General features: G+C 70.7%; 18 protein-coding genes and 4 pseudogenes. 6 read left to right on the forward strand and 16 right to left on the reverse strand.

What is annotated here, in order from left to right; all coding sequences use genetic code 11:
• The 11 genes and pseudogenes from BCY76_RS09290 to argC form a co-directional block, all read right to left on the reverse strand.
• On the reverse strand, nucleotides 1-1,305 hold the full coding sequence (locus BCY76_RS09290; protein WP_070159146.1) for a guanine deaminase: 1,305 nt from the start codon (nucleotides 1,303-1,305) through the stop codon (nucleotides 1-3).
• Nucleotides 1,302-2,132: a xanthine dehydrogenase accessory protein XdhC gene (gene xdhC, locus BCY76_RS09295; RefSeq protein WP_237090071.1), complete on the reverse strand. Its 831-nt coding sequence runs from the start codon at nucleotides 2,130-2,132 to the stop codon at nucleotides 1,302-1,304. Before xdhC ends, BCY76_RS09290 begins: the two co-directional genes overlap by 4 nt.
• 2 nt (nucleotides 2,133-2,134) lie before the next feature.
• Nucleotides 2,135-4,529: pseudogene (xdhB, locus tag BCY76_RS09300) on the reverse strand (xanthine dehydrogenase molybdopterin binding subunit).
• On the reverse strand, nucleotides 4,526-5,911 hold the full coding sequence (locus tag BCY76_RS09305) for a xanthine dehydrogenase small subunit (protein WP_442935354.1): 1,386 nt from the start codon (nucleotides 5,909-5,911) through the stop codon (nucleotides 4,526-4,528). Before BCY76_RS09305 ends, xdhB begins: the two are co-directional and overlap by 4 nt.
• 32 nt (nucleotides 5,912-5,943) lie before the next feature.
• Nucleotides 5,944-6,045 (reverse strand): annotated as a pseudogene (locus BCY76_RS20710) (hypothetical protein); the annotation flags it as partial.
• Between the two features lie 131 nt (nucleotides 6,046-6,176).
• Complete coding sequence (locus BCY76_RS09310; RefSeq protein ID WP_070159145.1) at nucleotides 6,177-6,710, reverse strand: arginine repressor; 534 nt, start codon at nucleotides 6,708-6,710, stop codon at nucleotides 6,177-6,179.
• Nucleotides 6,707-7,699, reverse strand: a complete 993-nt coding sequence (gene argF, locus BCY76_RS09315) for an ornithine carbamoyltransferase (RefSeq protein WP_085437575.1) — start codon at nucleotides 7,697-7,699, stop codon at nucleotides 6,707-6,709. The genes BCY76_RS09310 and argF overlap by 4 nt, the downstream gene beginning before the upstream one ends.
• On the reverse strand, nucleotides 7,696-9,000 hold the full coding sequence (locus tag BCY76_RS09320) for an acetylornithine transaminase (RefSeq protein ID WP_083277362.1): 1,305 nt from the start codon (nucleotides 8,998-9,000) through the stop codon (nucleotides 7,696-7,698). Before BCY76_RS09320 ends, argF begins: the two co-directional genes overlap by 4 nt.
• Nucleotides 8,997-9,940, reverse strand: a pseudogene (gene argB / locus BCY76_RS09325) (acetylglutamate kinase). The gene BCY76_RS09320 and the pseudogene argB overlap by 4 nt, the downstream one beginning before the upstream one ends.
• A 26-nt stretch (nucleotides 9,941-9,966) precedes the next feature.
• Nucleotides 9,967-11,132: pseudogene (gene argJ / locus BCY76_RS09330) on the reverse strand (bifunctional glutamate N-acetyltransferase/amino-acid acetyltransferase ArgJ).
• The gene (gene argC / locus BCY76_RS09335) at nucleotides 11,129-12,160 is read right to left on the reverse strand and encodes an N-acetyl-gamma-glutamyl-phosphate reductase (protein WP_070159144.1); all 1,032 of its coding nucleotides are present in this window, start codon (nucleotides 12,158-12,160) and stop codon (nucleotides 11,129-11,131) included. Before argC ends, argJ begins: the two are co-directional and overlap by 4 nt.
• Before the next feature lie 107 nt (nucleotides 12,161-12,267).
• On the opposite strand from argC, the gene BCY76_RS09340 reads away from it, so the two are divergent.
• Nucleotides 12,268-13,275, forward strand: a complete 1,008-nt coding sequence (locus BCY76_RS09340; protein ID WP_070159143.1) for a quinone oxidoreductase family protein — start codon at nucleotides 12,268-12,270, stop codon at nucleotides 13,273-13,275.
• An 86-nt stretch (nucleotides 13,276-13,361) separates the two neighbouring features.
• Here BCY76_RS09340 and pheT read toward each other — a convergent pair whose 3' ends face one another.
• The 4 genes from pheT to BCY76_RS09360 all read right to left on the reverse strand — a co-directional run bounded on the left by pheT (nucleotide 13,362) and on the right by BCY76_RS09360 (nucleotide 18,310).
• Nucleotides 13,362-15,899, reverse strand: a complete 2,538-nt coding sequence (gene pheT, locus BCY76_RS09345) for a phenylalanine--tRNA ligase subunit beta (protein ID WP_070159142.1) — start codon at nucleotides 15,897-15,899, stop codon at nucleotides 13,362-13,364.
• Between the two features lie 4 nt (nucleotides 15,900-15,903).
• Nucleotides 15,904-17,004, reverse strand: coding sequence for a phenylalanine--tRNA ligase subunit alpha (gene pheS, locus BCY76_RS09350; protein WP_070159141.1), 1,101 nt, complete (start codon nucleotides 17,002-17,004; stop codon nucleotides 15,904-15,906).
• 317 nt (nucleotides 17,005-17,321) lie between these two features.
• Complete coding sequence (locus tag BCY76_RS09355; protein ID WP_070159140.1) at nucleotides 17,322-17,762, reverse strand: NUDIX domain-containing protein; 441 nt, start codon at nucleotides 17,760-17,762, stop codon at nucleotides 17,322-17,324.
• Nucleotides 17,759-18,310: an SRPBCC family protein gene (locus tag BCY76_RS09360; RefSeq protein ID WP_139827711.1), complete on the reverse strand. Its 552-nt coding sequence runs from the start codon at nucleotides 18,308-18,310 to the stop codon at nucleotides 17,759-17,761. Before BCY76_RS09360 ends, BCY76_RS09355 begins: the two co-directional genes overlap by 4 nt.
• A 41-nt stretch (nucleotides 18,311-18,351) precedes the next feature.
• Between BCY76_RS09360 and BCY76_RS09365 the strand changes: the two genes are divergently transcribed.
• The 4 genes from BCY76_RS09365 to BCY76_RS09380 all read left to right on the forward strand — a co-directional run bounded on the left by BCY76_RS09365 (nucleotide 18,352) and on the right by BCY76_RS09380 (nucleotide 22,193).
• Entirely contained in the window at nucleotides 18,352-18,933 is a 582-nt protein-coding gene (locus BCY76_RS09365) for a GNAT family N-acetyltransferase (RefSeq protein ID WP_070159139.1), read from the forward strand.
• A 238-nt stretch (nucleotides 18,934-19,171) separates the two neighbouring features.
• Nucleotides 19,172-20,788 carry an ABC-F family ATP-binding cassette domain-containing protein gene (locus BCY76_RS09370; protein ID WP_070159138.1) on the forward strand — a complete coding sequence of 539 codons (1,617 nt, stop codon included), beginning with the start codon at nucleotides 19,172-19,174 and terminating at the stop codon, nucleotides 20,786-20,788.
• Complete coding sequence (locus BCY76_RS09375) at nucleotides 20,781-21,326, forward strand: GNAT family N-acetyltransferase (RefSeq protein WP_070159137.1); 546 nt, start codon at nucleotides 20,781-20,783, stop codon at nucleotides 21,324-21,326. The genes BCY76_RS09370 and BCY76_RS09375 overlap by 8 nt, the downstream gene beginning before the upstream one ends.
• Nucleotides 21,327-21,665: 339 nt before the next feature.
• Entirely contained in the window at nucleotides 21,666-22,193 is a 528-nt protein-coding gene (locus BCY76_RS09380; protein WP_070159136.1) for an O-acetyl-ADP-ribose deacetylase, read from the forward strand.
• Nucleotides 22,194-22,213: 20 nt separating this feature from the next.
• Here BCY76_RS09380 and BCY76_RS09385 read toward each other — a convergent pair whose 3' ends face one another.
• A complete protein-coding gene (locus tag BCY76_RS09385; protein ID WP_070159135.1) occupies nucleotides 22,214-22,801 on the reverse strand; it encodes a mycothiol transferase in 588 nt (195 codons plus the stop codon).
• An 85-nt stretch (nucleotides 22,802-22,886) separates the two neighbouring features.
• Here BCY76_RS09385 and BCY76_RS09390 point away from each other — a divergent pair, with 85 nt between their 5' ends.
• Nucleotides 22,887-23,876: a helix-turn-helix transcriptional regulator gene (locus BCY76_RS09390; protein ID WP_070159134.1), complete on the forward strand. Its 990-nt coding sequence runs from the start codon at nucleotides 22,887-22,889 to the stop codon at nucleotides 23,874-23,876.
• The last annotated feature ends 1 nt before the right edge of the window (nucleotide 23,877 follow it).

The raw sequence follows: 23,877 nt of genomic DNA on the forward strand, positions 1-23,877 counted from the left end.
TCATCCCACGGGAGCCCCGCCGATCCAGACACCGGCCACATCCGCCGCTGAGCCCAGCGAGAAGATCTTCGCCACCACATCCTGCGCATCACGGGCGTAAGGCAGGACCTGCTCCAGCGTCCCGCCCGTCTGGGGCCGCACCAGCACCGCGTCGAACTGACGTCCCACCGACAGATCCCCGATCTCCTCGGCCAGTCCCAGCACCTGAGCGCCGGAACGTGTCGCCAGATGCAGCAGGTCCGAGGGGCGCAGGTCCAAGCCCTCAGCACCGAGCAGACGCTGCCCGAAATAGGCCTGCAGGCCTTCCGCCACCAGGAAGAACCCCGCCCCGGCGCCGACATCGGTGCCCAGCGCGACCGGCACGCCCGCGTCCCGATGGCGCCGCCAGGGGAACAGCCCGCTGCCGAGGGAGAAGTTCGACGTCGGGCAGTGGGCCACCGCTGCACCCCGCTCCCCCAGGATGACCAGCTCCTCCTCCGTGGGATGCACATCATGGGCCAGCACCGCACGTGAGCTCAGCAGCCCGGCCCGGTCATAGGTGTCCACGTAGTCCCGGGCCTCTGGAAACAGCTCGCGCACGGCGGCGATCTCCGCCGGGTTCTCATTGACATGCGAGGTGAACCAGAGACCCTCGTCGCCCGGCCCCGTGCCCGCTCCCGCGGCGAGCAGCTCACCGCACGACCGCAGCATCTCCTGGCTCGCCGAGAGCGAGAACCGCGGAGTGACCGCATAGCGCAGCCGTCCTCGGCCATGCCATCGCCCCGCCAGGGTCCGGCCGGCCTCCAGAGCCCGCTCCGGGGTGACCAGCAGGCTCTCCGGGAGGAGGCGGTCGCTGACCACCAGGCCGGAGGTCATCCGCAGTCCGATCCGCTCCGCCTGCGTGAAGAGCGCGTCCATCGCCGCCGGGAAGTGGGAGCCGAAGACCAGCGCCGACGTCGTCCCGGACCGCACCACGGAGGAGAGGAAGTCCTCGGCCACCGCCTGGGCATGCGTCGCCTCGGCCAACCTCTCCTCCTCGGGCAGCGCGCACTGGTCGAGCCACTCCAACAAGGGCATCCCGAGCCCGCCGATGACGCGGATCTGGGGGAAGTGGACGTGGGTGTCCACCAGGCCGGGCAGCAGAACGCCGTCGCGAAGATCCACGACCTCGTGACCGGGATGGCCGGCGACGGCGGCGTCGAGCCCGGTCCGGGCGACGATCACCCCGTCCTCGACGACCAGGGCGCAGTCGTGGTCCGCCCGCAACGCGTCAGGGTCTCCCAGCTCCCCTGGAGTGTCCAACACCTGCGCCCGATAGATCGTCATGCGCTCGCTCCCCCAGGAGCTCCGACGGACCCACGGCGCAGATAGTCCGCCACGACGCTGACCGCGATGCTCACCGGGTCCTTGCCGGGCACCTCAGAGAGCCCGATGGGGCAGGTGATGCGGTCGAGGTGCTCCTCGGGGTGCCCGCTCTCCTGCAGCCGACGACGGAACCGGGCCCATTTCGCCCGTGACCCGATGAGCCCCGCGTAGCCGAGATCCTCCCGCCCCAGGGCGGCCTCACACAGGAACAGGTCCTCGGCGTGGTCATGGGTCATGATCAGCACGTGGGCCCCCGCTGGCAGCTGCGCCATCACCGTCTCCGGGGCCGGGGCGTGGTGGACCTCCACCTGGGCCCGAGACTCCGTCAGGTCCAGGGCGCGGGCCCGGCCCGCCTGTTCCTCGCGGCTGTCCACCAGGTGCAGGGTCACGGACAGGCGAGAGAACATCCGCGCCGTCTCCAGGCCTACGTGGCCGACGCCGAAGATCGCCACGACCGGCGGCGCACCGATCCGTTCGAAGAGCAGCGAGACCTGCCCACCGCAGCACTGACGACCGTGGACGGCAGGCGCATGCTCGGTCAGGGACAGCTCCAGGGTCTGGGGGCTCTCCGACCCCGGGGCCAGCAGGGATCGGGCATGCTCGATGGCGGTCTGCTCGAGGTTCCCTCCCCCGATGCTGTCCCAGGAGCCGTCCGCGGCGACGACCATCTTGGCCCCCGCCTCCCGCGGGGCGTGACCGCGGGTGCTCAGCACGGTGACGAGCACGCCCGCCCGGCCCCGAGCCCGCAGCCGGCCCAGCGCCTCATGCCAGTCACCCGTCAGCTCCACCGTCAGCCGCCGCACACCAGCTCTGCGGCCTCATCCCGCGCCGCCTCGTCCCCTGCCGCCTCCCGGGCACGCCGCAGCGCCCAGAACACCGCCTCCGGGGTGGCCGGACTGGGCAGCTCCACCGAGGATCCGCCGGGGCCGAAGGCGGCCACCGCGGCCCGCAGCGCCTCCCGGACGCTGAAGGCCAGCATGAGGGGAGGCTCCCCCACCGCCTTGGATCCGTACACCACCCCGGGCTCGGTGGCGCGTTCGTAGAGATGCACCGTGAAGTCCTCCGGCGTCTCCGAGAAGCTGGGGAGCTTATAGGTGCTCGCCGCCTGGGAGAGCACCCGGCCGCGTCCCGGCGAGTCGCCTTCGTCCCAGCGGAGGTCCTCCAGGGTCAGCCACCCGACGCCCTGGACGAAGCCGCCCTCGATCTGGCCCACATCGATCAGCGGGGACAGCGAGTCGCCGACGTCGTGGAGGATGTCGGTGCGGAGCAGCCGGTGGGCTCCGGTGAAGCCGTCCACCTCGACCTCGCTGACGGCCGCACCGTAGGCGAAGTACTTGAACGGTTCGCCTCGCATCGCCACCGGGTCCCAGTGGATGCCCTCGGTGCGGTGGTAGCCGGCGGCGAAGAGCTGGACCCGCTGCAGATAGGCGTCCCGCACGACGTCGGCGAAACTCACCGGCTCGGTCCCCAGCCCCCGAACCTCGCCGTCGGAGAATCGGACGTCATGGGAGTGGACCCCGAGCCGCCGAGAGGCCACCTCCGCCAGCCTCTGGCGAATCTGCTCGCAGGCGTTCCTCACGGCTCCGCCGTTGAGGTCCGCGCCCGAGCTGGCCGCCGTGGCGGAGGTGTTGGGCACCTTGTCCGTGCGGGTCGGGGCCAGACGCACCTGCTCCAGCGGCAGGCCCAGAGCCGTGGCCGCCACCTGCCGCATCTTGGTGTGCAGCCCCTGGCCCATCTCCGTGCCGCCGTGGTTGATGAGCACCGAGCCGTCCTTGTAGACGTGCACCAGGGCGCCGGCCTGGTTGAAGGCGGTGAAGTTGAAGGAGATCCCGAACTTCACCGGGGTCAGTGCCAGTCCGCGCTTCCGGTGGCCATGCCGGGCGTTGAACTCCTCCACCTGCCGACGTCGGGACACGACGTCGGCGCGATCCTCCAGCTGGTCCCAGATGTCTCCGAGACGTTCGGCGTGCCGCACGGGCTGCCCATAGGGTGTGACGTCTCCGGGGCGGTAGAGGTTCCGGCGCCGCAGCTCGTCCGGGGCCAGCCCCAGCAGCGGCGCGCACCGCCCCAGGATGTCCTCGATGATGAGCATCCCCTGCGGCCCTCCGAATCCGCGGAAGGCGGTCTGCGAGGTCTTATGCGTCTTCGCGATCCGGCCCAGGACCTCCACGGCCGGGATGAGATAAGCGTTGTCGATGTGGCACAGGGCCCGCGAGAGCACCGGCTCGGAGAGGTCCAGGGACCACCCGCCGTCCGAGGTGATGACCGCCTTCAGCGCCCGGAGGCGGCCGGCGTCGTCGAAGCCCACCTCCCATTGCGCGGCGAAGGGGTGGCGCTTGCCGGTCATCGTGATGTCCTGGGTGCGGGTCAGGCGCACGCGGACCGGGCGGCCCGTACGCACCGCTCCGAGCGCGGCGACCGCGGCCAGACCATGGGGCTGCATCTCCTTGCCGCCGAAGCCTCCGCCCATCCTCAGCGCCTGGACCGTCACCTCATGGGAGGCGACCCCCAGCACGTGGGCCACGATCTCCTGCGTCTCGGTGGGGTGCTGGGTGGAGCTGTGGACCATCACCTGCCCGGCCTCGTCCACCAGGGCGAGGGAGGCGTGGGTCTCCAGGTAGAAGTGCTCCTGGCCGCCGAAGGAGAACGTCCCCGAGAAGCGGTGGGGCGCCTCCGCGAGACCGGCGCCGACATCGCCGCGGCGCAGCACCGGCTGCCGGCCCTGGAAGCTCTCCGCGGCGATCGCCTCGTCCAGGGTGATCAGCGCGTCCAGGGGTTCGTAGTCTACGACGACGGCCTCGGCACCCCGCCGGGCGGCCTCCTGGGTCTCCCCCAGCACCCAGCACACGGCGTGCCCGTGGAACATCACCACCCGTGGAAAGAGCGGTTCGTCACCCTTCACCCCGGCGTCGTTGATGCCGGGGACGTGCTCGGCGGTGAGCACCTCCACGCGCCGTCGACGCGCGGGCACCCGCAGTGTCCAGGGCCAGCACGCGAGCATGGGCATGCGGAGCCTGGACGGGCCAGGCGTGCAGGGTCCGCGGGTCGCGGACGGCGATGTCGTCGGTGTACTGGGCTGCTCCCGTCACGTGCAGGGCCGCGCTCTCATGCGGTTCGGCGGCGCCGACGCCGCGGTGCTCGGACGGGGACTCAGGCCGGATCTGAGGGTCGGTCTGCGACGTCATGGCCTCGTCTCCTCCTTCACGGGCTCCTCGGGACGATCCTCGCGGTCCTCCCGCTCGGCGAGGAACCGGTGCAGGCTCTGGGCGAGCATCTCGGCGCGGTAGTCCGCACTGGCCCGCAGATCGTCCATCGGCGTGCCCTCGGCCCGCAGGACCGACGCCGCCTCGTCGACGGTCGCGGGCGTCCACTCCCGGCCGCGCAGGGCGTCCTCCGCGGCCAGCGCACGCAGCGGCGTGGCGGCCACCCCGCCGAGTCCGATGCGGACATCGTCGACGTGCCCGTCGCGCAGCGTCACGGCGTAGGCCACGGCCACCGAGGAGATGTCGTCGAACCGCCGCTTGGCGATCTTGTGGAATGCGGTGTGCGGCTGCAGAGGCAGGGGGATCCGCACCGCCCGGATGAGCTCCCCGGCCGTCCGCACGGTCTGCCGATACCCGGTGAAGAAGTCCTTCAGCGGGACCGTCCGCCGCCCGTCGGCGGAGACCAGGTCCAGCTCCGCATCCAAGGCGAGCAGTGCCGGGGCGGCGTCGCCGATGGGCGAGGCCGTGCCCAGATTGCCGCCGAGGGTGGCGCTGTTCCTGATCAGCCGCGAGGCGAACTGCGGGAGCAGCTGGGCCACCAGCGGGACGCGGCCGGAGACGGTGCGCTCGATCTCTGAGAGGGTCGCGGCCGCGCCGATCTCGACGGCGTCATCCGCCCAGGTGATCGCCTGCAGTTCGGGCAGATGGTCGATCGCCAGCAGGCTGCGAGGGCGGGCGTGCCGGATGTTCCGCCCCACTCCGAGGTCGGTGGCGCCGGCGATCACCACCGTCTCAGGGTCCTGGGCGAGCCGGTCCAGAGCCTCCGCCAGGGTCGCCGGACGGAGGAACCAGCCGTCCTCGGCGGCCACCGACGTCGTCGCGGCCGCAGGTGCGGCGGAGGCACAGCGGCGCACCAGCGGGTCTTCAGGGTGCGGCCGACCCAGCGCATAGGCGGCGTCCCGGATGGGCCGGTAGCCGGTGCAGCGGCACAGGTTGCCGCTCAGGGCGTGCAGGTCGAAGCCGTTCGGGCCGTGCGAGTCGCCGCAGGGCGCGGAGACGCCGGACGAGCCGTCAACACCCTCGTCAGCATCGTCGTCGCCGGTGGCCCGCCGTTCGGGCCGGTAGAACTCGGCGGCCATCGAGCAGATGAATCCGGGGGTGCAGTATCCGCATTGGGATCCCCCGCGCTGCGCCATCTCCTGCTGGACGGGGTGGAGGCCGTCCGCGCCGTCGGCGAGGCCTTCCGCGGTGACGATCTCTTGGCCGTCGAGAGCCGCCGCCGGCGGCAGGCAGGAGTTGACCGCAGTCCACCGGACGGAGCGCCGCCGTCGGGGCGGGCCACCAACACGGCGCAGGCGCCGCACTCTCCCTCGGCGCAGCCCTCCTTCGCGCCGGTCAGTCCGAGCCCGCGCAGCCAGTCCAGCAGGCTCATCCGAGGGGGCGCCGCCTGCACCCGCTCACGAGCGTTGACGGTGATCCGGATCGGGTTCGTCGTCATCCTGTGCTCCTGGTCGAGGTCGTCGGCCGAGCCCCCGCCAGGGTCTGCGGAGCGACCGACGAGACCAGTATCACACGTGACGATCCAGAACGGAGAGCATATTCCGCGATGCGGAGATGCAGTGTCGCGGGTCAGGACGCCTCGTCCGCTTCAGGGTCCCGTCCTTCCGCGAAGGCGCGGAAGCGTTCCGCGAGCGCCGGACCGCTCTGCGGCCCGGCGGTGACCAGCATGATGGTGTCATCCCCGGCGATGGTGCCCAGCACGTCCCGGAGACCGGCATGGTCGACCGCGCTGGCCAGGAACTGCGCGGCCCCCGGCGGCGTCCTGAGGATGACCAGGTTGGCGCTGGCCTCCGCCGAGACCAGCAGGTCCCGACACAGGCCCACCAGACGGGCCAGCGTGGTGGCCTCCGTCTGATCCGCCTGGAACTCACGCTCATGGCCTTCGGCGGGGACGGCGTAGATGAGCGCCCCGTCGGCTCCCCGCACCCTTGCGGCGCCGATCTCCACCAGGTCCCGGGACAGCGTCCCCTGGGTCACCCGCACCCCCTCCTCGGCGAGCTGCTCCACCAGCTCGCCCTGCGACCGGACGGTGCCACGAGTGATCAGCTCCCGGATCTTGGCATGCCGGGCGGTCTTGGTGGTGGGGGTGCTCTGCGTGCTCATCGTCGCGGCAGCTCCTCGCCACGTTCGCCGGCACGCACCAGCGCCACCGTCTCCTCGTCGGCCAGGCCTGACTCCACCAGCAGCCAGGCCATGAGGGCCTTCTGCGCGTGCAGCCGGTTCTCCGCCTCGTCCCAGACCACCGACTGCGGGCCGTCGATGACCTCGGCGCTGATCTCCGCCTCCCGATACGCCGGCAGGCAGTGCAGCACGATCGCGCCCTCGGCCGCCTGCGCCAGCGCGGCCGCATCGACCCGATAGTCCCCGAAGAGCTGCAGCCGCTGCTCCTTCTCGTCCTCCTGCCCCATGGAGATCCAGGTGTCGGTGGCCACGACGTCGGCCCCGGCCAGCGCCTCGGAGGCCTCGGTGGTGATGGTCACCGAGCCGCCGGTCTCCGCGGCCCGCACGCGGGCGGCGGAGACGATCTCCTCGGCCGGCAGGTATCCCTCGGGTCCGGCGATGCGCACGTCCATGCCGGCGTTGACTCCGGCCAGCAGGTACGAGTTGGCCATGTTGTTCGCCGCATCCCCGAGATACGCCAGGGAGCGCCCCGTCAGCTCGCCCAGATGCTCTCGGACCGTGAGCAGGTCCGCCACCAGCTGGCAGGGGTGGTAGTCGTCGGAGAGCGCGTTGATGACCGGCACGCGGCTGTGGGCGGCCATCTCCTCCAGACCGGACTGCTCATAGGTGCGCCAGATGATCAGCGAGACCATGCGCTCCAGGACCTTCGCGGTGTCGCTGATCGACTCCTTGTGGCCCAGCTGGGACTCCCCCGGATTGATGATCAGCGGCGCCCCACCGAGGGCGGAGATGCCTGCGGCGAAGGAGATCCGGGTCCGGGTGGACGTCTTGTCGAAGTAGACGGCCGCGGTCTGCGGTCCCGCCAGCGGCGTGATCGCGTAGGGGGCGGCCTTCATGGCCGCTGCCAGGGTCAGGACCCGGCCCAGCTCCTCGGGGCTGAGGTCCAGGTCGGTGAGGAAGTGGCGGGTCATAGGGTCTCCTTCGCAGCGCGGTGGATCCCGGGCAAGGCGTCCACGAAGCGCATCATCTGGGTCTCGGTGATGGTCAGCGGCGGGGCGAGCCGCAGCGTGTGCGGTCCCGGGGCGTTGATGATGAAGCCGGCTTCCAGCGCGGCCGACACCATCGCCGGGGCGAGGGCGGGGCCGCCGTCGTCCCCACGATCGCCGCCGTCGACGTCGAAGCCGATCAGCAGGCCATGGGCCCGGACCTCGGTGACCAGCTCCAGCTGCTCCAGAGCCGCCGCCGTCGCCGCGCCGACCCGACGCACGTTCTGCAGGACGTCCCCGGACTCCAGGGCGTGGATGGTCGCCAGCGCCGCCGCCGTCGCCACCGGGTTCCCACCGAAGGTGGTGCCGTGCTGTCCGGCGGAGAGCAGCCCGCTGACCTGCTCGCCGAAGGTGATCATGGCACCGATGGGGAATCCGCCGCCGAGGCCCTTGGCCAGCGTCATGGCGTCGGGCCGCGCGTCGGTGGACGCGAACCACTCCCCGGTGCGGCCCACCCCGGTCTGGACTTCGTCGACGATCATCAGCGCGCCGGCCTCCCGGGTGATCTCCCGGACGGCCTGGAGGTACCCCTCCGGCATCCCGCGGACCCCGGCCTCTCCCTGGACGGCTTCGACGACGACGGCGGCCACCGTGGGGTCGACCGCCTGGCGCAGCGCCTCCACGTCACCGGCGGGCACCCACTCGACGCCGTCCGGCAGCGGTTCGAAGGGTTCCCGATGGGCGGGCTTCCAGGTCAGCGCCAGGGCTCCCATGGAGCGACCGTGGAAGCCGTCCTCCAGCGCGATGATGCGCGGACGGTCCGCCCCGCCATGCCGTCGGGCGAGCTTGAAGGCGGCCTCGTTGGACTCGGTGCCGGAGTTGGTGAAGAACACCTTGGAGCCCTCGGGTGCCGCAGACAGCTGCAGAAGCTTCTCGGCCAGGGCGACCTGGGTGGGACTGGTGAAGAAGTTGGAGATGTGCCCCAGGGTGGCCGACTGGCTGGCCACCACGGAGGTGATCAGCGGGTGGGCGTGGCCCAGCGCGTTGACCGCGATCCCGGCCAGCAGGTCCAGGTACTCTCGTCCGTCCGCGTCCCACACGGTGGCTCCGGAGCCGCGCACCAGGACCCGCTGCGGGGTCCCGAAGACGCCCAGCAGGGACTCTTGGTAGCGCTCCAGCAGGGCCTGGTCGGGCTGCGCCTCGGCCAGGGCGGAGGTGGTGAGCTCCTCCGTGGTCGGACGGTGAGCGCTCGGCTGGTGGCTGCTCGGCTGATGCGGCGCGGTCATGGGGTGACCTCCTCGTCCGGGACCACCTGGGTGCCGACGCCCTCGGTGGTGACGATCTCCAGCAGCATCGAATGGGGGGCGCGGCCGTCGACGATGTGAGCCCTCGGGACCCCGCCGTCCACGGCGGTGAGTGCGGCGGTCATCTTCGGGATCATCCCGGACTGCAGCTCCGGCAGCATGGCGCGCAGGTCGGAGGCGGACAGCGAGGAGATCAGCGACGACCGGTCCGGCCAGTCAGCGTAGAGGCCCTCCACATCGGTGAGCATGACCAGCTTGGCGGCTCCCAGGGCGGAGGCCACGGCGGCGGCCGCCAGATCCGCATTGACGTTGAGCACCTCGCCGGTGGGCTGACCGGCGTCGTCGAACTCCGGGGCGACGGTGGAGATCACCGGGATGCGCTTGGCCGCGAGCAGATCCTCCACGGCGGCGGGATTGACCCCGGTGACCTCGCCGACCAGGCCGAGGTCGATCTCCTCCCCGCCGAGGTGGGCGGTCTTGCGCCGGGCGCGCAGCAGGGCGGCGTCCTCCCCCGAGAGGCCCACCGCATAGGGGCCGTGGCTGTTGATCAGGCCGATCAGCTCCCGGCCCACCTGGCCGGTCAGCACCATGCGCACCACATCCATGGCCTCCGGCGTCGTGACCCGGTAGCCGGCCCGGAACTCGGACTCCACGCCGACGGTCTCCAGCATGGCGTTGATCTGCGGGCCGCCGCCGTGGACCACCACCGGGTTGACCCCCACGTGGCGCAGGAAGACCACGTCCTCGGCGAAGGCACGACGCAGCTCATCGTCGACCATGGCGTTGCCGCCGTACTTGATCACGATGGTCTCGCCGGCGAACTTCTGGATCCAGGGCAGCGCTCGATGAGCGTGGCGGCCTTGGCGCCGGCGTCGGCCCGCGGGTCCCGCTCGCGGGGCTGCAGGCTGGTGGTCTTCTCGATCACGGGTTCCCCTCAGGTGGATCGGCTCAGCTGGAGTAGGCGCTGTTCTCGTGGACGTAGTCGTGCGTGAGGTCGTTGGTGAGGATGGTGGCCTCGGCGTCCCCGGACTTCAGGTCGATGGTGATCTCCACCTGGCGTCCGCTGAGGTCCACCAGGGAGCGGTCCTCCCCGATCCCGCCGCCGCGGCAGATCCACACGCCGTTGACGGCGACGTCGATTGTGGCCGGGTCGAAGGCCACATCGGTGGTGCCCACGGCGGAGAGGATGCGCCCCCAGTTGGGGTCCCGGCCGAAGATCGCGGTCTTGAAGAGGTTGGACCGGGCCACCGCGCGTCCGGCGGTCTCAGCCTCGTCCTCGTTGGCGGCATGGATCGTGGTGATGGCGATCTCGTGATGCGCGCCCTCGGCATCGGCGATGAGCTGCGCGGCGAGGTCACGGCAGACCTCGGTGAGCGCCGCTTGGAACTCTCTGAGGTCCACGCCGGAGGCGTCAGCCTCAGGGTGTGCGCCGGAGGCCAGGGCGACCACGGTGTCGTTGGTGGACATGCAGCCGTCCGAGTCGGCCCGGTTGAAGCTGACCCGCACTGCCTCGCGCAGTGCGGCGTCCAGATCCGGCTGGGTGATCACGCGTCGGTGGTGAGCACCGCGAGCATGGTGGCCATGCCGGGGGCGAGCATGCCGGCCCCTTTGGCCATGCCGCCGACGACGAAGCCGGTCCCGCCGGACTGGGCCGTCTTGGAGACGGTGTCGGTGGTGCGGATCGCCTCGGCAGCGGCGGCGGCCGCGCCGTCGTCATCGGTCAGGGCCGCGGCGGCCGCATCCACGGCGGGCAGCAGGGCGCCCATGTCCAGCCGCTCCCCGATCAGCCCGGTGGAGCAGACGAGCACGTCCTGGGCGGAGATGTCCAAGGCCTGAGCCACGCGTTCAGCGGTGTGGTGGGTATCGGCGAAGCCCTCCGGCCCGGTGCAGGCGTTGGCGCCTCCGGAGTTGAGCACGACGGCGTCAGCTCGGCCGTCACTGACGGCCTGTCGGGACCACAGCACGGGCGCGGCGGCGACCCGGTTGCTCGTGAACACAGCCGCGGCGTGGCGCTGCGGACCGATGTTGACCACCAGGGCAAGGTCGCGTCCGGCGCTCTTCAGACCGGCGGTGACGCCTGCGGCGGTGAAGCCGGCGGCTGCGGTGACGCTCATGGGGAGACTCCCAACAGGTTCAGCCCGAGGGTCTCGTCGAGGCCCAGGGCGAGGTTCATGGACTGGACGGCACCGCCGGCGGTGCCCTTGGTGAGGTTGTCGCTGGCCGAGACCACGATCAGCCGTCCTGCGCGTTCGTCGACGGCGAGCTGGACGGTGACGTGGTTGGACCCGATCACGTGCTTGGTGGCGGGCCACTGTCCCTCCGGCAGCAGATGGACGAAGGGCTCGTCGTCGTACCGGGCGGCATAGGCCTCCCGCAGGGCGGAGGCCGTGGCGCCCTCGGCGAGCCGGGCGGTGGAGGTGGCCAGGATGCCGCGGGCCATAGGCGCCAGCGTCGGGGTGAACGAGATCTGCACCCCGGTGCCGGCCACGGTGCTGAGTCCCTGCTCGATCTCCGGGGTGTGACGGTGCACCCCGCCCACGCCGTAGGGGCTCATCCCGCCCATCACCTCGGATCCCAGCAGATGGGGCTTCAGCGACTTCCCAGCTCCGGAGGTCCCGGTGGCGGCCACGATGACGACGTCGGTGGGCTCGACCAGGCCTGCGGCGAAGGCCGGCGCCAGGCCGAGCAGGATCGTGGTGGGATAGCAGCCGGGTACGGCGATGCGTCGGGCCCCGGTGAGCTTCTCGCGCTGCCCGGGCAGCTCCGGCAGTCCGTACGGCCAGGTCCCCTGGTGCGCGGAGCCGTAGAACGCCTCCCAGGCCTCAGCGGACTCCAGTCGATGGTCGGCTGCGGCGTCGATGACGAGGACGTCCTCGGGCAGCTGGGCCGCGATCTCGCCGCTGGCCCCGTGCGGCAGGGCGAGGAAGACGACGTCGTGGCCGGCGAGGTTCTCGGCCGTGGTCTCCAGGATGGTCTTCTCCGCCAGCGGTCGCAGATGGGGCTGGAGGGAGCCGAGGGCCTCCCCGGCCGAGGAGTGCGCGGTGACCGCGCCGATCTCAACCTCGGGATGCCCGGCGAGCAGGCGGAGCACTTCGCCTCCGGCATAGCCGGAGGCGCCGGAGACAGCGATCGAGTACGTCATGCCTGCCAGTCTACGCACATGTATGCAGACATATCAATATTTATGCATAGGGGGCGCGGGCGGGATCTCGTTCTTCATGTCCAGCCGACTTCGATAGTCTGACCCGCATGAACGAACAGAGCGTCTTCCCCGAGGACCTGCCCAGTGCCGCACGCGTGACGCGCACCGAGCAGGCCGGCGGAACTGAAGTGTTCAGCACGGTGGAGGTCTCCCTGCCCGAGCCCGGCCCCGGCCAGGTCCTGGTGGAGACCGCGGCCGCGGGAGTCAACTTCATCGAGACCTACCAGCGCAGCGGGGTCTATCCCGTGGAGCACCCCTTCGTCCCCGGCGGCGAGGGCACCGGCACCATCATCGCCGCCGGAGAGGCCGTCGAGGGCCTGGAGATCGGCCGACGGGTCACCACCAGCGAGGCGGCCACCGGCACCTACGCCACCCATTTCCTGATCGACGCCGCCAAGGCCGTCCCGGTCCCCGACGAGGTCACCGACGAGCAGGCCGCCGCCCTCCCCCTGCAGGGCGCGACCGCCCACTACCTGATCAACTCCACCTACCGGGTGGCACCGGGCGAGACCGTGCTGACCCACGCCGGCGCCGGCGGCGTCGGCCAGATCCTCACCCAGCTGCTCAAGGCCAAGGGCGCCCGGGTGATCACCACCACCTCCACTGCCGAGAAGGCGGAGATCGCCCAGGCCGCCGGCGCGGACTACGTGCTGAGCTACGACACCTTCGCCGACGAGGTCCGCGAGATCACCAAGGGCGAAGGCGTCTCGGTGGTCTACGACGGCGTCGGCCGCGACACCTTCACCGGCTCCCTGGAGAGCCTGGGCGTGCGCGGCACCCTGGTGCTCTTCGGCGGGGCCTCCGGCCAGGTCCCGCCCTTCGACCTCCAGGAGCTCAACCGCCGCGGAGGGCTGTTCGTGACCCGCCCGTCACTGCAGTGGTACCTCCGCAATGCCGAGGAGCGCGCCTGGCGGTTCTCCGAGCTCTTCAAGGCGCTGACCTCCGGGGACCTGACCCTGAGCATCGGCGGAAGCTACCCCCTGGCCGAGGCCGGCCGCGCCCATGACGACCTCGAGAACCGCAGGACCACGGGCAAACTGCTGCTGGTCCCCTGACCCCGCCTTCCCACACATACCCCGCAGACGACGTCGGCCCCTCTCCCTGGATCACCAGGGCGAGGGCGAGTCGTCTGGGCTGGGTCTCAGCGCTGGACGGCGCCGTGGCGTGTGGTCGCCAGCGCCACGGCCGCCTCCCGGGCCTCGGAGGCCTCTTCGGCGGTCAGGGTGCGGTCCTCGGCCCGGAATCGCAGGGCATAGGCCAGTGACTTCCTACCGGGCTCGATCCCCTCTCCGGAGTAGACGTCGAAGAGCCGGATCTCCTCGAGCAGCTCGCCGGCGCCCGATGCCAGCGTGGACTGCAGCTCGCCGGCGGGCAGGGACTCCTCCACGATGAGCGAGACGTCCTGCGTGGACGGCGGGAACGTGGAGATCTGCTCCGCCACCACCTTCTCCGGTGCGGCCGCCAGCAGGGCACTGAGGTCCAGCTCCATCACGGCAGTGCGCGCCGGAAGGTCCCAGCCCTCGGCCACCTTCGGGTGCAGCTCGCCCGCGTGACCGACGACGGCGCCGTCAACCACCAGCTCCGCGGTGCGCCCGGGGTGGAAAGCCTGGTGATGCCCCTGCCGCACCGTGAGGTCCACGCCGAGAAGCTCTGCGGCGGTGCGGGCGGCGTCCACAGCGTCGGCCCAGTCTCGGACACGCCCCGGCTGCCCGGGGGTGGGTGCCGGCTCCGAGCCGGCCACCGCGACGGCCAGATGCCACGGCTGGCGGGGGATCCCCGCCTCCAGCCCGGCCAGCGCGTCGTCACCCGGGCGGGCGCCCAGCGGCGGGATGCTCGGACTGCCCACGGTCTCGCCCGGCAGATACACCAGCCCCGCCTCATAGAGCGCGAGGTCGGCGAATCCGCGGGAGACGTTGCGACGCAGCGTGTCCAGCAGCCCCGGGAGCACCGTGGTGCGCAGGGTGCCGTGCTGGGCGGCGATCGGGTTGGCCAGGCGCAGCATGTCCAGCTCGCCCTCGTCGGCGCGACCGAAGAGGGTGTTGGCCTCCTCCGAGTAGAACGGATAGCTCAGCGTCTCGGTGAAGCCTGCCGCCGCCATGCCGCTGAGCACCTGGCGGCGCCGCTGCTGCTCGCGGGTCAGGCCCCGGCCGGCCGGGGCGACCGGAAGCCGGGAGGGGATCTGGTCGTAGCCGATCAGGCGTGCGATCTCCTCGACCAGCGCCTCCGGGATCGTGAGGTCGGGACGCCAGCTGGGCGGGGTGACCCGCAGCGTCTCCCCGGCGTCCTCCACCTGGGCGCCGATCTCCTCCAGCGTGGCCACGACCTGGTCTCGGGTGTAGTCCACGCCGACGACCCGGGCGGGCAGCGCCGGATCCAGCGCGATGGGCTCGGGCAGCCGGGGAGCTCCGACTGCGGTGACCTCACCGGTGTCCGTCCCGCCTGCCAGCTGGACCAGCAGGTCCACCGCCCGCTGAGCGGCGACCGCCGGCAGCAGCGGGTCCACGCCGCGTTCGTTGCGCTTCGACGCCTCGGAGGGCAGCTTGTGGCGGCGCTTGCTGCGGCTGACGCTGACCGGGTCGAAGTGTGCCGCCTCGATGAGGATGCTGGTGGTGCCCTCCCCCACTTCGGTCTCCGCGCCGCCCATGACCCCGGCGATGCCGATCGCGCCGCGGTCGTCGGCGATCACCAGGTCCTCGGCATGGAGCTGACGGGCTTTCTCGTCCAGGGTGGTCAGCGTCTCGCCGGCCTGAGCGCGGCGGACCCGGATCGGGCCGCGCAGCGTCTCGGCATCGTAGAAGTGCAGCGGCTGGCCGAGCTCCCACATCACGTAGTTGGAGATGTCCACCGGCAGGGAGATCGGCCGCATCCCGGCCAGTCGGAGCCGGGCTGCCATCCACGGCGGGGTGGGCGCATCGACGTCGACATCCTCGACCTTGCGCGCGACGAAACGGTCACAGCCGGCGACGCCGTAGATGGGCGCCTCGTCCTCCAGCAGCACCTCGTGCCCCGGGGTGCCGTCGGTGCGGACCTCGACAGTGGAGGCCGGATCCGTGAAGGAGGTCCCCGTGGCGTGGGCGTATTCGCGGGCCACACCGCGCATGGAGAACGCGTAGCCGCGGTCCGGGGTCACGTTGATCTCCGCGGCGGAATCGTCCAGCCCGAGCAGCTCCAGAGCATCGGAGCCGATCTCCGGGTCCAGTCCGAGGGTGGAGAGCACGAGGATGCCGTCGTGGTCCTCGCCGATGCCGAGCTCACGGACCGAGGCGATCATACCGGCCGAGACGTGTCCGTAGGTCTTCCGCGCGCTGATCCGGAAGTCGCCGGGCAGCACGGCGCCGGGCAGGGTCACCACGACCTTGTCCCCGACCTCGAAGTTGTGGGCGCCGCAGACCACGCCCTGGACGCCGTCGGGCGAGATGCCGTCCCCGGTGAGGGCCTGCTCCTGGTCCTCCGGGACCACGCGGACCCGACACCAGTTGATGGTCTTGCCGTTGCTCTGCGGCTCGGGGGTCTTCTCCAGGACCTCCCCGACGACGATGGGCCCGGAGATCTCGTCGGAAGGACGGTGGACGTCCTCCTCCTCGAGTCCGACGCGGACCAGGTCGGCCATGAGGTCCTCCGGCGTGGCGTCCGCCGGGAGCTGGGTGAGTTCACGAAGCCAGGACAGGGGGATGCGCATGCCCTCAGACCTCCATTCCGAAGTGCTGGCTGAAACGGACATCGCCTTCGATCATGTCGCGCATGTCGGAGACGTCGTTGCGGAACATGAGCGTGCGTTCCACACCCATGCCGAAGGCGAACCCGGTGTAGACCTCCGGGTCCACACCGGCCGCCCGCAGGACGTTGGGGTTGACCATGCCGCAGCCTCCCCATTCGATCCACTGCGGGCCACCTGTGGCCCCGGGGTGCCAGATGTCCATCTCCGCGCTCGGCTCGGTGAACGGGAAGTAGGACGGGCGCAGGCGGATGGCCGCCTCCGGTCCGAACATCTGGCGGGCGAAGTGCTCCAGGGTGCCGCGCAGGTCGGCCATGGTGAGACCCTTGTCCACGGCGAGGCCCTCGAACTGGTGGAACACCGGAGTGTGGGTGGCGTCCAGCTCGTCCGTGCGGAACGTCTTGCCGGGGCACAGCACGTAGACCGGCAGCTCCCGTTCGAGGAGGGAGCGGACCTGCACCGGAGAGGTGTGGGTGCGCAGCACCAGATGGGAGTCCTTGGGCTCCACGAAGAAGGTGTCCTGCATCTCTCGGGCCGGGTGGTCCGGGTCGAAGTTCAGCGCATCGAAGTTGAACCACTCGGACTCCACCTCAGGCCCTTCAGCGATCTCCCAGCCCATGCCGACGAAGACGTCACAGACCCGCTCCTGCAGAACGGTCAGCGGGTGGCGGGCTCCGAGGGGGTGACGTCGGGGCGCGGCGGTGACGTCGACGGCTTCCTCCACGAGGATCCGCTCGGCATGCTCGGCCTCCAGCACCTCGGTCCGGACGGCGAGCGCCTTCTGGATGCGGCCGCGGGCGCCGCCGAGAAGCTTGCCGGCGTCCTTCTTCTCGTCTTTGGCGAGGTCCTTGATCTGCCGGTTGGCCAGCACGATCGGGGACTTCTCACCCGTGTGGGCCAGTCGCGCCTCCTTGAGCTGGTCGAGGTCTGCAGCCTCGTCGAAGGCGGCGAGGGCATTCTGGACGCAGGTCTCGACGGCGTTCTCGTCGAGCGGATGCGGTGCCGCGCGGTCAGCGGCGGACGCGGCCTCCTGCTCCTGGACCTCGGGGCTGGTGTCAGTCCTGGACATGCTTCTCCAACTGTGAGCGAAATGGGGACGATCCCGGTCAGTTTATGCGCTGGCCCGCCAGGCTGCCGAGTCGAGTCACGACGCCGTCTCGAACCCGTGTTCTGACAGTTTTCTCACAGACTCCCCGAGTCGAACACATCTTCGATGAAGCGCACCGAAGGCTTGCGGGGCGTGTAGAATACGTGTTCTAATGGCTGTGCGCGATGGGAAGCGCGACGCGCGCAGAAGCCCTCCTCACTGCTTCTGCGCGCGTCTCCCATGTCTGGGGGCTGCGTGACAGGACTGCCGGGCGTGTCAGAGCGCGGATCCCGGCAGCGTCAGGCGTAACGCCGCAGCAGCTCCTCCACGATGGGCCGGTCCGCCGGAATCCACGGGTGATCGAGCAGCTGAGGGTTCACCGGTACCCAGTCCAGACGATCATGATCCTGCAGGGGCCACGGGACACCCTCGATGAGCTCCCCCTGGAACAGGCGCATCACCGCGGTGCCGGAGAGCCGCCAGCCGAGTCCGGGCACGCCATTCTCTCCCAATGCGCAGATCTCCTCACCGAGGGCCACCTGGATGCCCAGCTCCTCGGCCAGCTCCCGGTGCACGCCGTCGCGGGCGTTCTCTCCCGGCTCCAGCTTCCCTCCGGGGAACTCCCAGAGCCGACGCATCGCCTCAGGTCTGGTGCGGCGGGCCATGAGAAGCTCGGGCGGCCCCTGGGCCGCCTGGCGGAGGACCGCGGCGGCGACGACAGTGGTGATGGGGCCCGTCACGCGGACTCGGCGAGTGCCTTCAGGCGGCTGACCGAGGCCGCAAGCATCTCTGCGGTCGTGGTGCGCGCCCGCTCCACACGGGCCTCGTCGGTCAGCTGCGACCAGTCATAGGTGTGGGTGACCTCCACTCCGCCGGAGGACAGCTCCGCCAGCGACCACCGCCACAGGTGTCCCGCCGGCGGCTCACCCATGGTGGCGGGCCGCCAGGCGATCAGTTCTCCCTCGAGGAATTCCACCACGTGGTTCTCCCGAGTCTTGCCGTTGGTCAGTGTCATCCGAAAGACGTCACCGACCGCCCTGACCCGCTGCCCGGGCTCCGCGTGCGCGAGGTTCTCATTGCCGTCCCATGCGGACTGCTGGGAGGGGTCCGCAATGAGCTCGAAGATGGCCGCGGCATCCGCGCGGACGACGTCATGCGCGGTGACCACACGGCCGCAGTGGTCTGGGTCGTAGCCCAGGTCCTGCGCACCGTTCTCGCCATAGGCGGCACACTCGCGCGGCGCCTGACCGGCGCCCTGATGGTGGGATCCCCGCTGCTCTGCGCTCATACGCTCCAGCCTACGCGAACCCGCCGGTAGGGTCAGGAGCCATGGGTGAATTTGACGAGCTGAGGAGCTGGGCTGCGAACCTGCTCACCGGAGACAAGGTGGCGCTGCGCGCCACGATCGAAGACGACCTGCCGGTGCTGGCCGAGTGGTGGAACGAGCCGGACGTCGCGCTGTTCCAGCAGACACGGATCGTCCAGCAGCCTCAGACCCACGTGCGGGAGCTGATCTCCGCCTGGGCACGGAACGACTCCCCCGGGGCCGTCGGCTACACGGTCACCCGGGTCGACGACGGCACGGTGGCCGGGCACATCTCCCTGCACGGACTCACCGTGCCGGCGCGCATTGCGACCCTGGGCGTCGTGCTCGGTCCGCCCGCCCAGGGCCAGGGCCTCGGAGAGGAGGCGGTGCGGCTGATGCTGCGGCTGGCCTTCGACGAGATGGGGGCCCGGAAGGTGGAGCTCACGGTCTTCTCCTTCAATGCCCGTGCTATGAGCCTCTACGAGAGGCTCGGCTTCGGCGTGGAGGGTCGACGTCGGGAGTCCGTCCTCCACCGCGGACGATTCTACGACGAGGTCTCCATGGGGCTGATGGAGTCCGAGTACCGGGCCTGGCCTTCGTCCTGATCCGGGGCTATTCTGAACTCGGCCCTGTCGTCGACCACGAGGTGACCGGTGAAGAACTGACGTCTGAGACCTGCACAGCCCGTCCGCCGTCGCGCGGCAGGGTCACTGTGCTCTCTGACGGTTCGGTGCTTCGCCTGCGTTCGGCCCCATCTGCGGCACGACGCCTTCGGCCCGACAGCCGCCTCGCTGTGCAGCGTCTCCACGCATCCCCCGCCCCTGCGCACCCCGGAGACTCCTCATGTTGCACATCACTGGTGCTCTGACCTGCACCGATCTCACTTTTCGCCTGCCTGACGGCCACACGGTCCTCGACGGTGTCACATTCAGCCTCGGCCCTGGGCGCCACGGGATCGTCGGCGACAACGGCGCCGGAAAATCGACGCTGCTGAAGATCATCACGGGGGAGCTCGCCCCCACCGGGGGCCACGTCCGGTTCTCCGGTGAGCTCGCGAGCCTCCCCCAGGACCCGGCCATCGACCCTCGACGTCGGGTCGCGGCCCTGCTCGGTGTGGAGACGACCCAGTCGGCGCTGCGCCGGATCGAGGCCGGTTCGGTGGAGGTCCGAGACTTCGACCTCGTCGGCGAGGACTGGGACATCGATCAGCGACTCACCGCGGCCCTGTCTCGGATCGGTCTCGACGCCATCGACCTGGACCGGCCCGTCGGATCGCTCTCCGGCGGGGAGCTGATGCTGCTGAGCCTCACTGCGCAGCTGCTGCGGCGCCCCGACGTGCTGCTGCTCGATGAGCCGACGAACAGCCTCGACTCCGCGACTCGGAGCCGCGTCCATGACCTCATTCTGGACTTCCCCGGCACCCTGGTGGTGGTCAGCCATGACCGTGACCTGCTCGAGCGCGTGGACAGCATCGCAGAGGTTCGCGACGGCGGCGTCCACTGGTACGGAGGAGGCCTGTCGTTGTTCGAGGCGGCAGTGGCAGCCGAACAGGAGGCGGCCGCCCAGGCCGTGGCGACCGCGCAGTCCGACGTTCGGCGACAGCAGCGCGACCTGACCGCCCAGCACACCAAGCAGGCCCGTCGGGACCGCCAGGGACGGAAGAAGGCGGACAGCCTGCCGCCCATCGTCGCCCACGCCTACCGGCGTCGCGCCGAAGAGTCGGCGGGTCGGCTCAAGGCCCTGCACGAGGGCCGGCTCGGTGAAGCCAGGGAGACCCTCCAGTCGGCAGAGCGCCGGGTCCGGGACGACGCAGAGATCCGCATCGACCTGCCGGACACCGCCGTTCCCGCCAGTCGGGACGTCCTGAGAGCACGGTCGCTGCGTCCGGCCTACGGCTCCGCTGTGCTGGATCTGATGCTGCGCGGGCCTGAGCGCGTGGCGCTGACCGGGCCCAACGGCGTGGGCAAGACGTCCCTGCTGCGGTGCCTCTCCGAACAGGAGGACCCCGTCGACGGCGAGGGCGAGCTGCTGGTGCCGCACCGCCTGCTTCCGCAGGACCTCCAGGTGCTGGACCCCGGGCTGAGCGTGCTGGAGAACGTGCATCGCCACGCACCGGAGGCCGACCTCACTCGGATCCGGCATCAGTTGGCGCACTTCCTCCTGCGGGGCGACGCCGTCCATCAGTCGGCAGGCAGCCTCTCCGGCGGCGAACGATGGCGGGCGACACTGGCCAGTCTGCTGCTGGCCGAGCCCGCACCCCAGCTGCTGATCCTCGACGAGCCGACCAACAACCTGGACTTCGCCAGCGTGCGGCACCTGGTGCAGGCCCTGCGGTCCTACCAAGGGGCCCTGCTCGTGGTCAGCCATGATGAGCACTTTCTCGAGCAGCTCGACCTCGACCGCAGGATCCTGGTGGCCGGCAGGAACATCGACGACGGAAGGATGACCGCCGATGCCTGAGCTCCGACCGCTGGTCACCGACGACGCCCCACACGTGCTCGCCGCCTTCCACTCCGACCCGGCCATGCCCCGCCAGGGCGAGGTGTCCGACCTGTCCACGGCAGAGGCCTACATCCGTGCCGTCACAGACACCGGAGCAGGACGGTTGGCCTTCGCCGTCGATGTCGGCGGCTCCTCCGTCGGGCTGGTGGGCCTGAGCATCGACCGGGCGAATCGGGTGGGTTGGTTCTTCTACTGGATGCACCGGGAGCACCGGGGGCGTGGCCTGATGACGACGGCGGCCCGTACCGCGGCCGACTGGGCCCTGGCGCCCACAGACCAGAGCGGCGGCGGTCTGCACCGCCTGGAGCTGGGCCACCGGCGCAACAATCCGAGCTCCGGTGGGGTCGCCCGCGCGGCCGGTTTCGTCCAGGAGGGCGTGGAGAGGGAGAAATTCCTGATTGCCGGAGCCCGCGTGGATGTGCTGACCTGGGGTCGACTCCGTGATGATCCAGTTCCTTCCGGAGGCAGGATGATGATTAACACGAATGAAACATGATTGTAGCGAACTACTTAAGCACTTTTGCCAGGATGGCTCTGTCACCGCAACCGCGGTGACCGACACAATATCGACACCCGACGAAAGGTGCTCCACCATGATCTCTGGCCTGCTCGACACTGTCCTGGCCATCGCCGGCGGACTGACCGACACGATTCTCGACCTGCTGGCCGGCCTGGGACTCTGAGCCCTTCGATCAGCTGCACTGTGCCGTCCCCACGGCCGAGCGCCACGCCCGGCCGTGGGGACGGCACAGGCATGAACTGCCCCACCACCGGACGACGTGGTGTTCGCCGACGGTGCAACGTCGTCCCCGAGAGAACTGACTACCCTGGCCCTATGCGCATCACCGTGGTTGAAGGCGACATCACCGAGCAGGACGTGAGCGCGATCGTCAACGCGGCGAACTCCTCCCTGATGGGCGGCGGCGGCGTGGACGGCGCCATCCATCGCGCGGCCGGCCCGGGGTTGTTGGAGCATTGCCGCGCGCTGCGCGCCACGCGCTGGCCCGAAGGCCTGCCGCCCGGCCGCGCGGCGTCCACACCGGGAGCCCGACTCCCGGCGGACTGGGTCATCCACACCGTGGGTCCGAACCGTCACGCCGACGAGACCGACCCGTCCGTGCTGGTCTCGTGCTTCCGGGAGTCTCTGCTGGAGGCCGTGCGCCTGGGCGCCGACAGCGTCGCTTTCCCAGCCATCGGCGCAGGCGTCTACGGGTGGGCGGCCGACGACGTCGCCCGCGCCGCCCGCCGTGCCCTGACCGAGGAGCCGACCCACTGGGCGGGACTCGTGGAGGTCCGATTCGTCCTGTTCTCCGCACCTGTGGCCGCAGCCTTCCGCGAGCACCTCTCCGACCTCTGCGCGTGATCACAGGCCGCAGCGGAAGATCACCCCGCGTACTCGGCCCAGTCGAAGCTCTCCCCGACGTCCCGGGCGTTGAGCGCATAGGCGATCTGTCCGTCCAGGTGCTCACGGATGATGTCCGCATGTCCCGCATGCCGCGCGACTTCGGCCACCAGATGATGGGCCACCCATCGGACGTTCCAGGACTCGAGCTCCTTCGGGAACCAAGGAGCATCCGGGATCGGCACCCGCGCATCGAAGTCCGCGTCCGCCAGCACGGGACGGACCAGATCCCGCGCCGTCGCCAGGCGGTCACGCAGCTGCGTGCCGGTCTCCTCCGGGACCTCTTCTCCGGTCCAGAATCCGTCGAAGCCCAGGACGAAGGCCTCCTCGGCAAGCCCCCTGTCCTGCACGGCGACTCCGTGGACGTAGACATGATGCAGCCAGCGGACAACGGCCTGTGCCACATGGGCGATCAGCCCGCCCATGCTCAGAGTGCCGGCGGTGGGGGCCGCACGGAGTTGGGCGTCGTCAAGATCCAGCGCGGCGATGCGCAGCTGCTCCAGCTGCTGGACGGCGTAGGTGGCGCAGGCGTCCCGCTCATCGGTCACCTCGGGGGTCAGGAAGGGCATGACGGTCTCCTCTCGGGGTTGTTGTGATTCAGTGTCCACACCATTGCGGACAGATTCGGTCCGCGTCCGGCGGTACGGTAGAACCATGCCCCGCGACACCACCGACCCCACCCGCCGCGCCCTGCAGATCCTCGCCTTCATGCAGGCACGATCCTCGGCCAGCGCCGAGGAGATCGCGGAGCGACTGGGTGTGACCACTCGCACGGTGCGGCGGGACGTCCAGCGGCTGAGGGACCTGGGGTACGGGATCGAGTCGACGGCCGGACAGGGCGGCGGCTACCGGCTCGTGGCGGGATCCGACCGGCCGTTGCTGGTCCTGGAGCCGGAGGAGGCCTCCGCCGTCGTGCTCGGCCTGGCCCACCTGACGGACCTCGGCCTCTCCGGCCTGGAGGATGCCGCACTGTCCGCCCTGGCCAAAGTCAGCCGCACGATGCCCCCGCAGGTGTCCGCGACCGCGGAGAAGGTGCGGCGGGGAACCGCTGTGATCGGGAACCGCGACGCCGGGACCCCGGTGGAGCATGTGGCGCGGCTGGCCGAGGCCTCGGCGGAACGCCGCACCGTCACCTTCACGCACCGCCGGGACGGGCGTCCCGCCGCCCGACGGGTGGACCCCTACCGCGTGGTCTCCTTCGCCGGACGCTGGTACCTGTTCGCCTGGTGTCACCTGCGCCGAGACTGGCGCACCTTCCGGGTCGACCGGATCAGCGACCTGCATGTGACCACGCTGCGCTACACGGCGATCCCGTCCCCGGACCCCGTAGCCACCGTGAAGGAGGCAGTGCTCCGTTCCCCCTACGCCCTGGTGGCGCGAGTGATCGTGGAGGCGCCCGCGGACCAGGTGCGCGCCCGGATCTCGCCGCATGCCGCCGACGTCGTCCCCGCCGGGCCGGACCGCTGCCTGATGACCGTGGGAGCCCACGAAGCCGAATGGGTGGCCGTGCACCTGGCGGAGCTGAGGCTGCCGATGCAGGTGGTCGATCCTCCGGAAGTGCTGGAAGCCATCCATCGGCTCGGCCACGATCTGATCTCGGTACGCACCGCGGCTGACCCTGACGTGGCACGCATCATAGACTGAC

Origin of the sequence: Nesterenkonia sp. PF2B19, assembly GCF_001758425.2 — a bacterium.
GTDB lineage: Bacteria > Actinomycetota > Actinomycetes > Actinomycetales > Micrococcaceae > Nesterenkonia > Nesterenkonia aethiopica.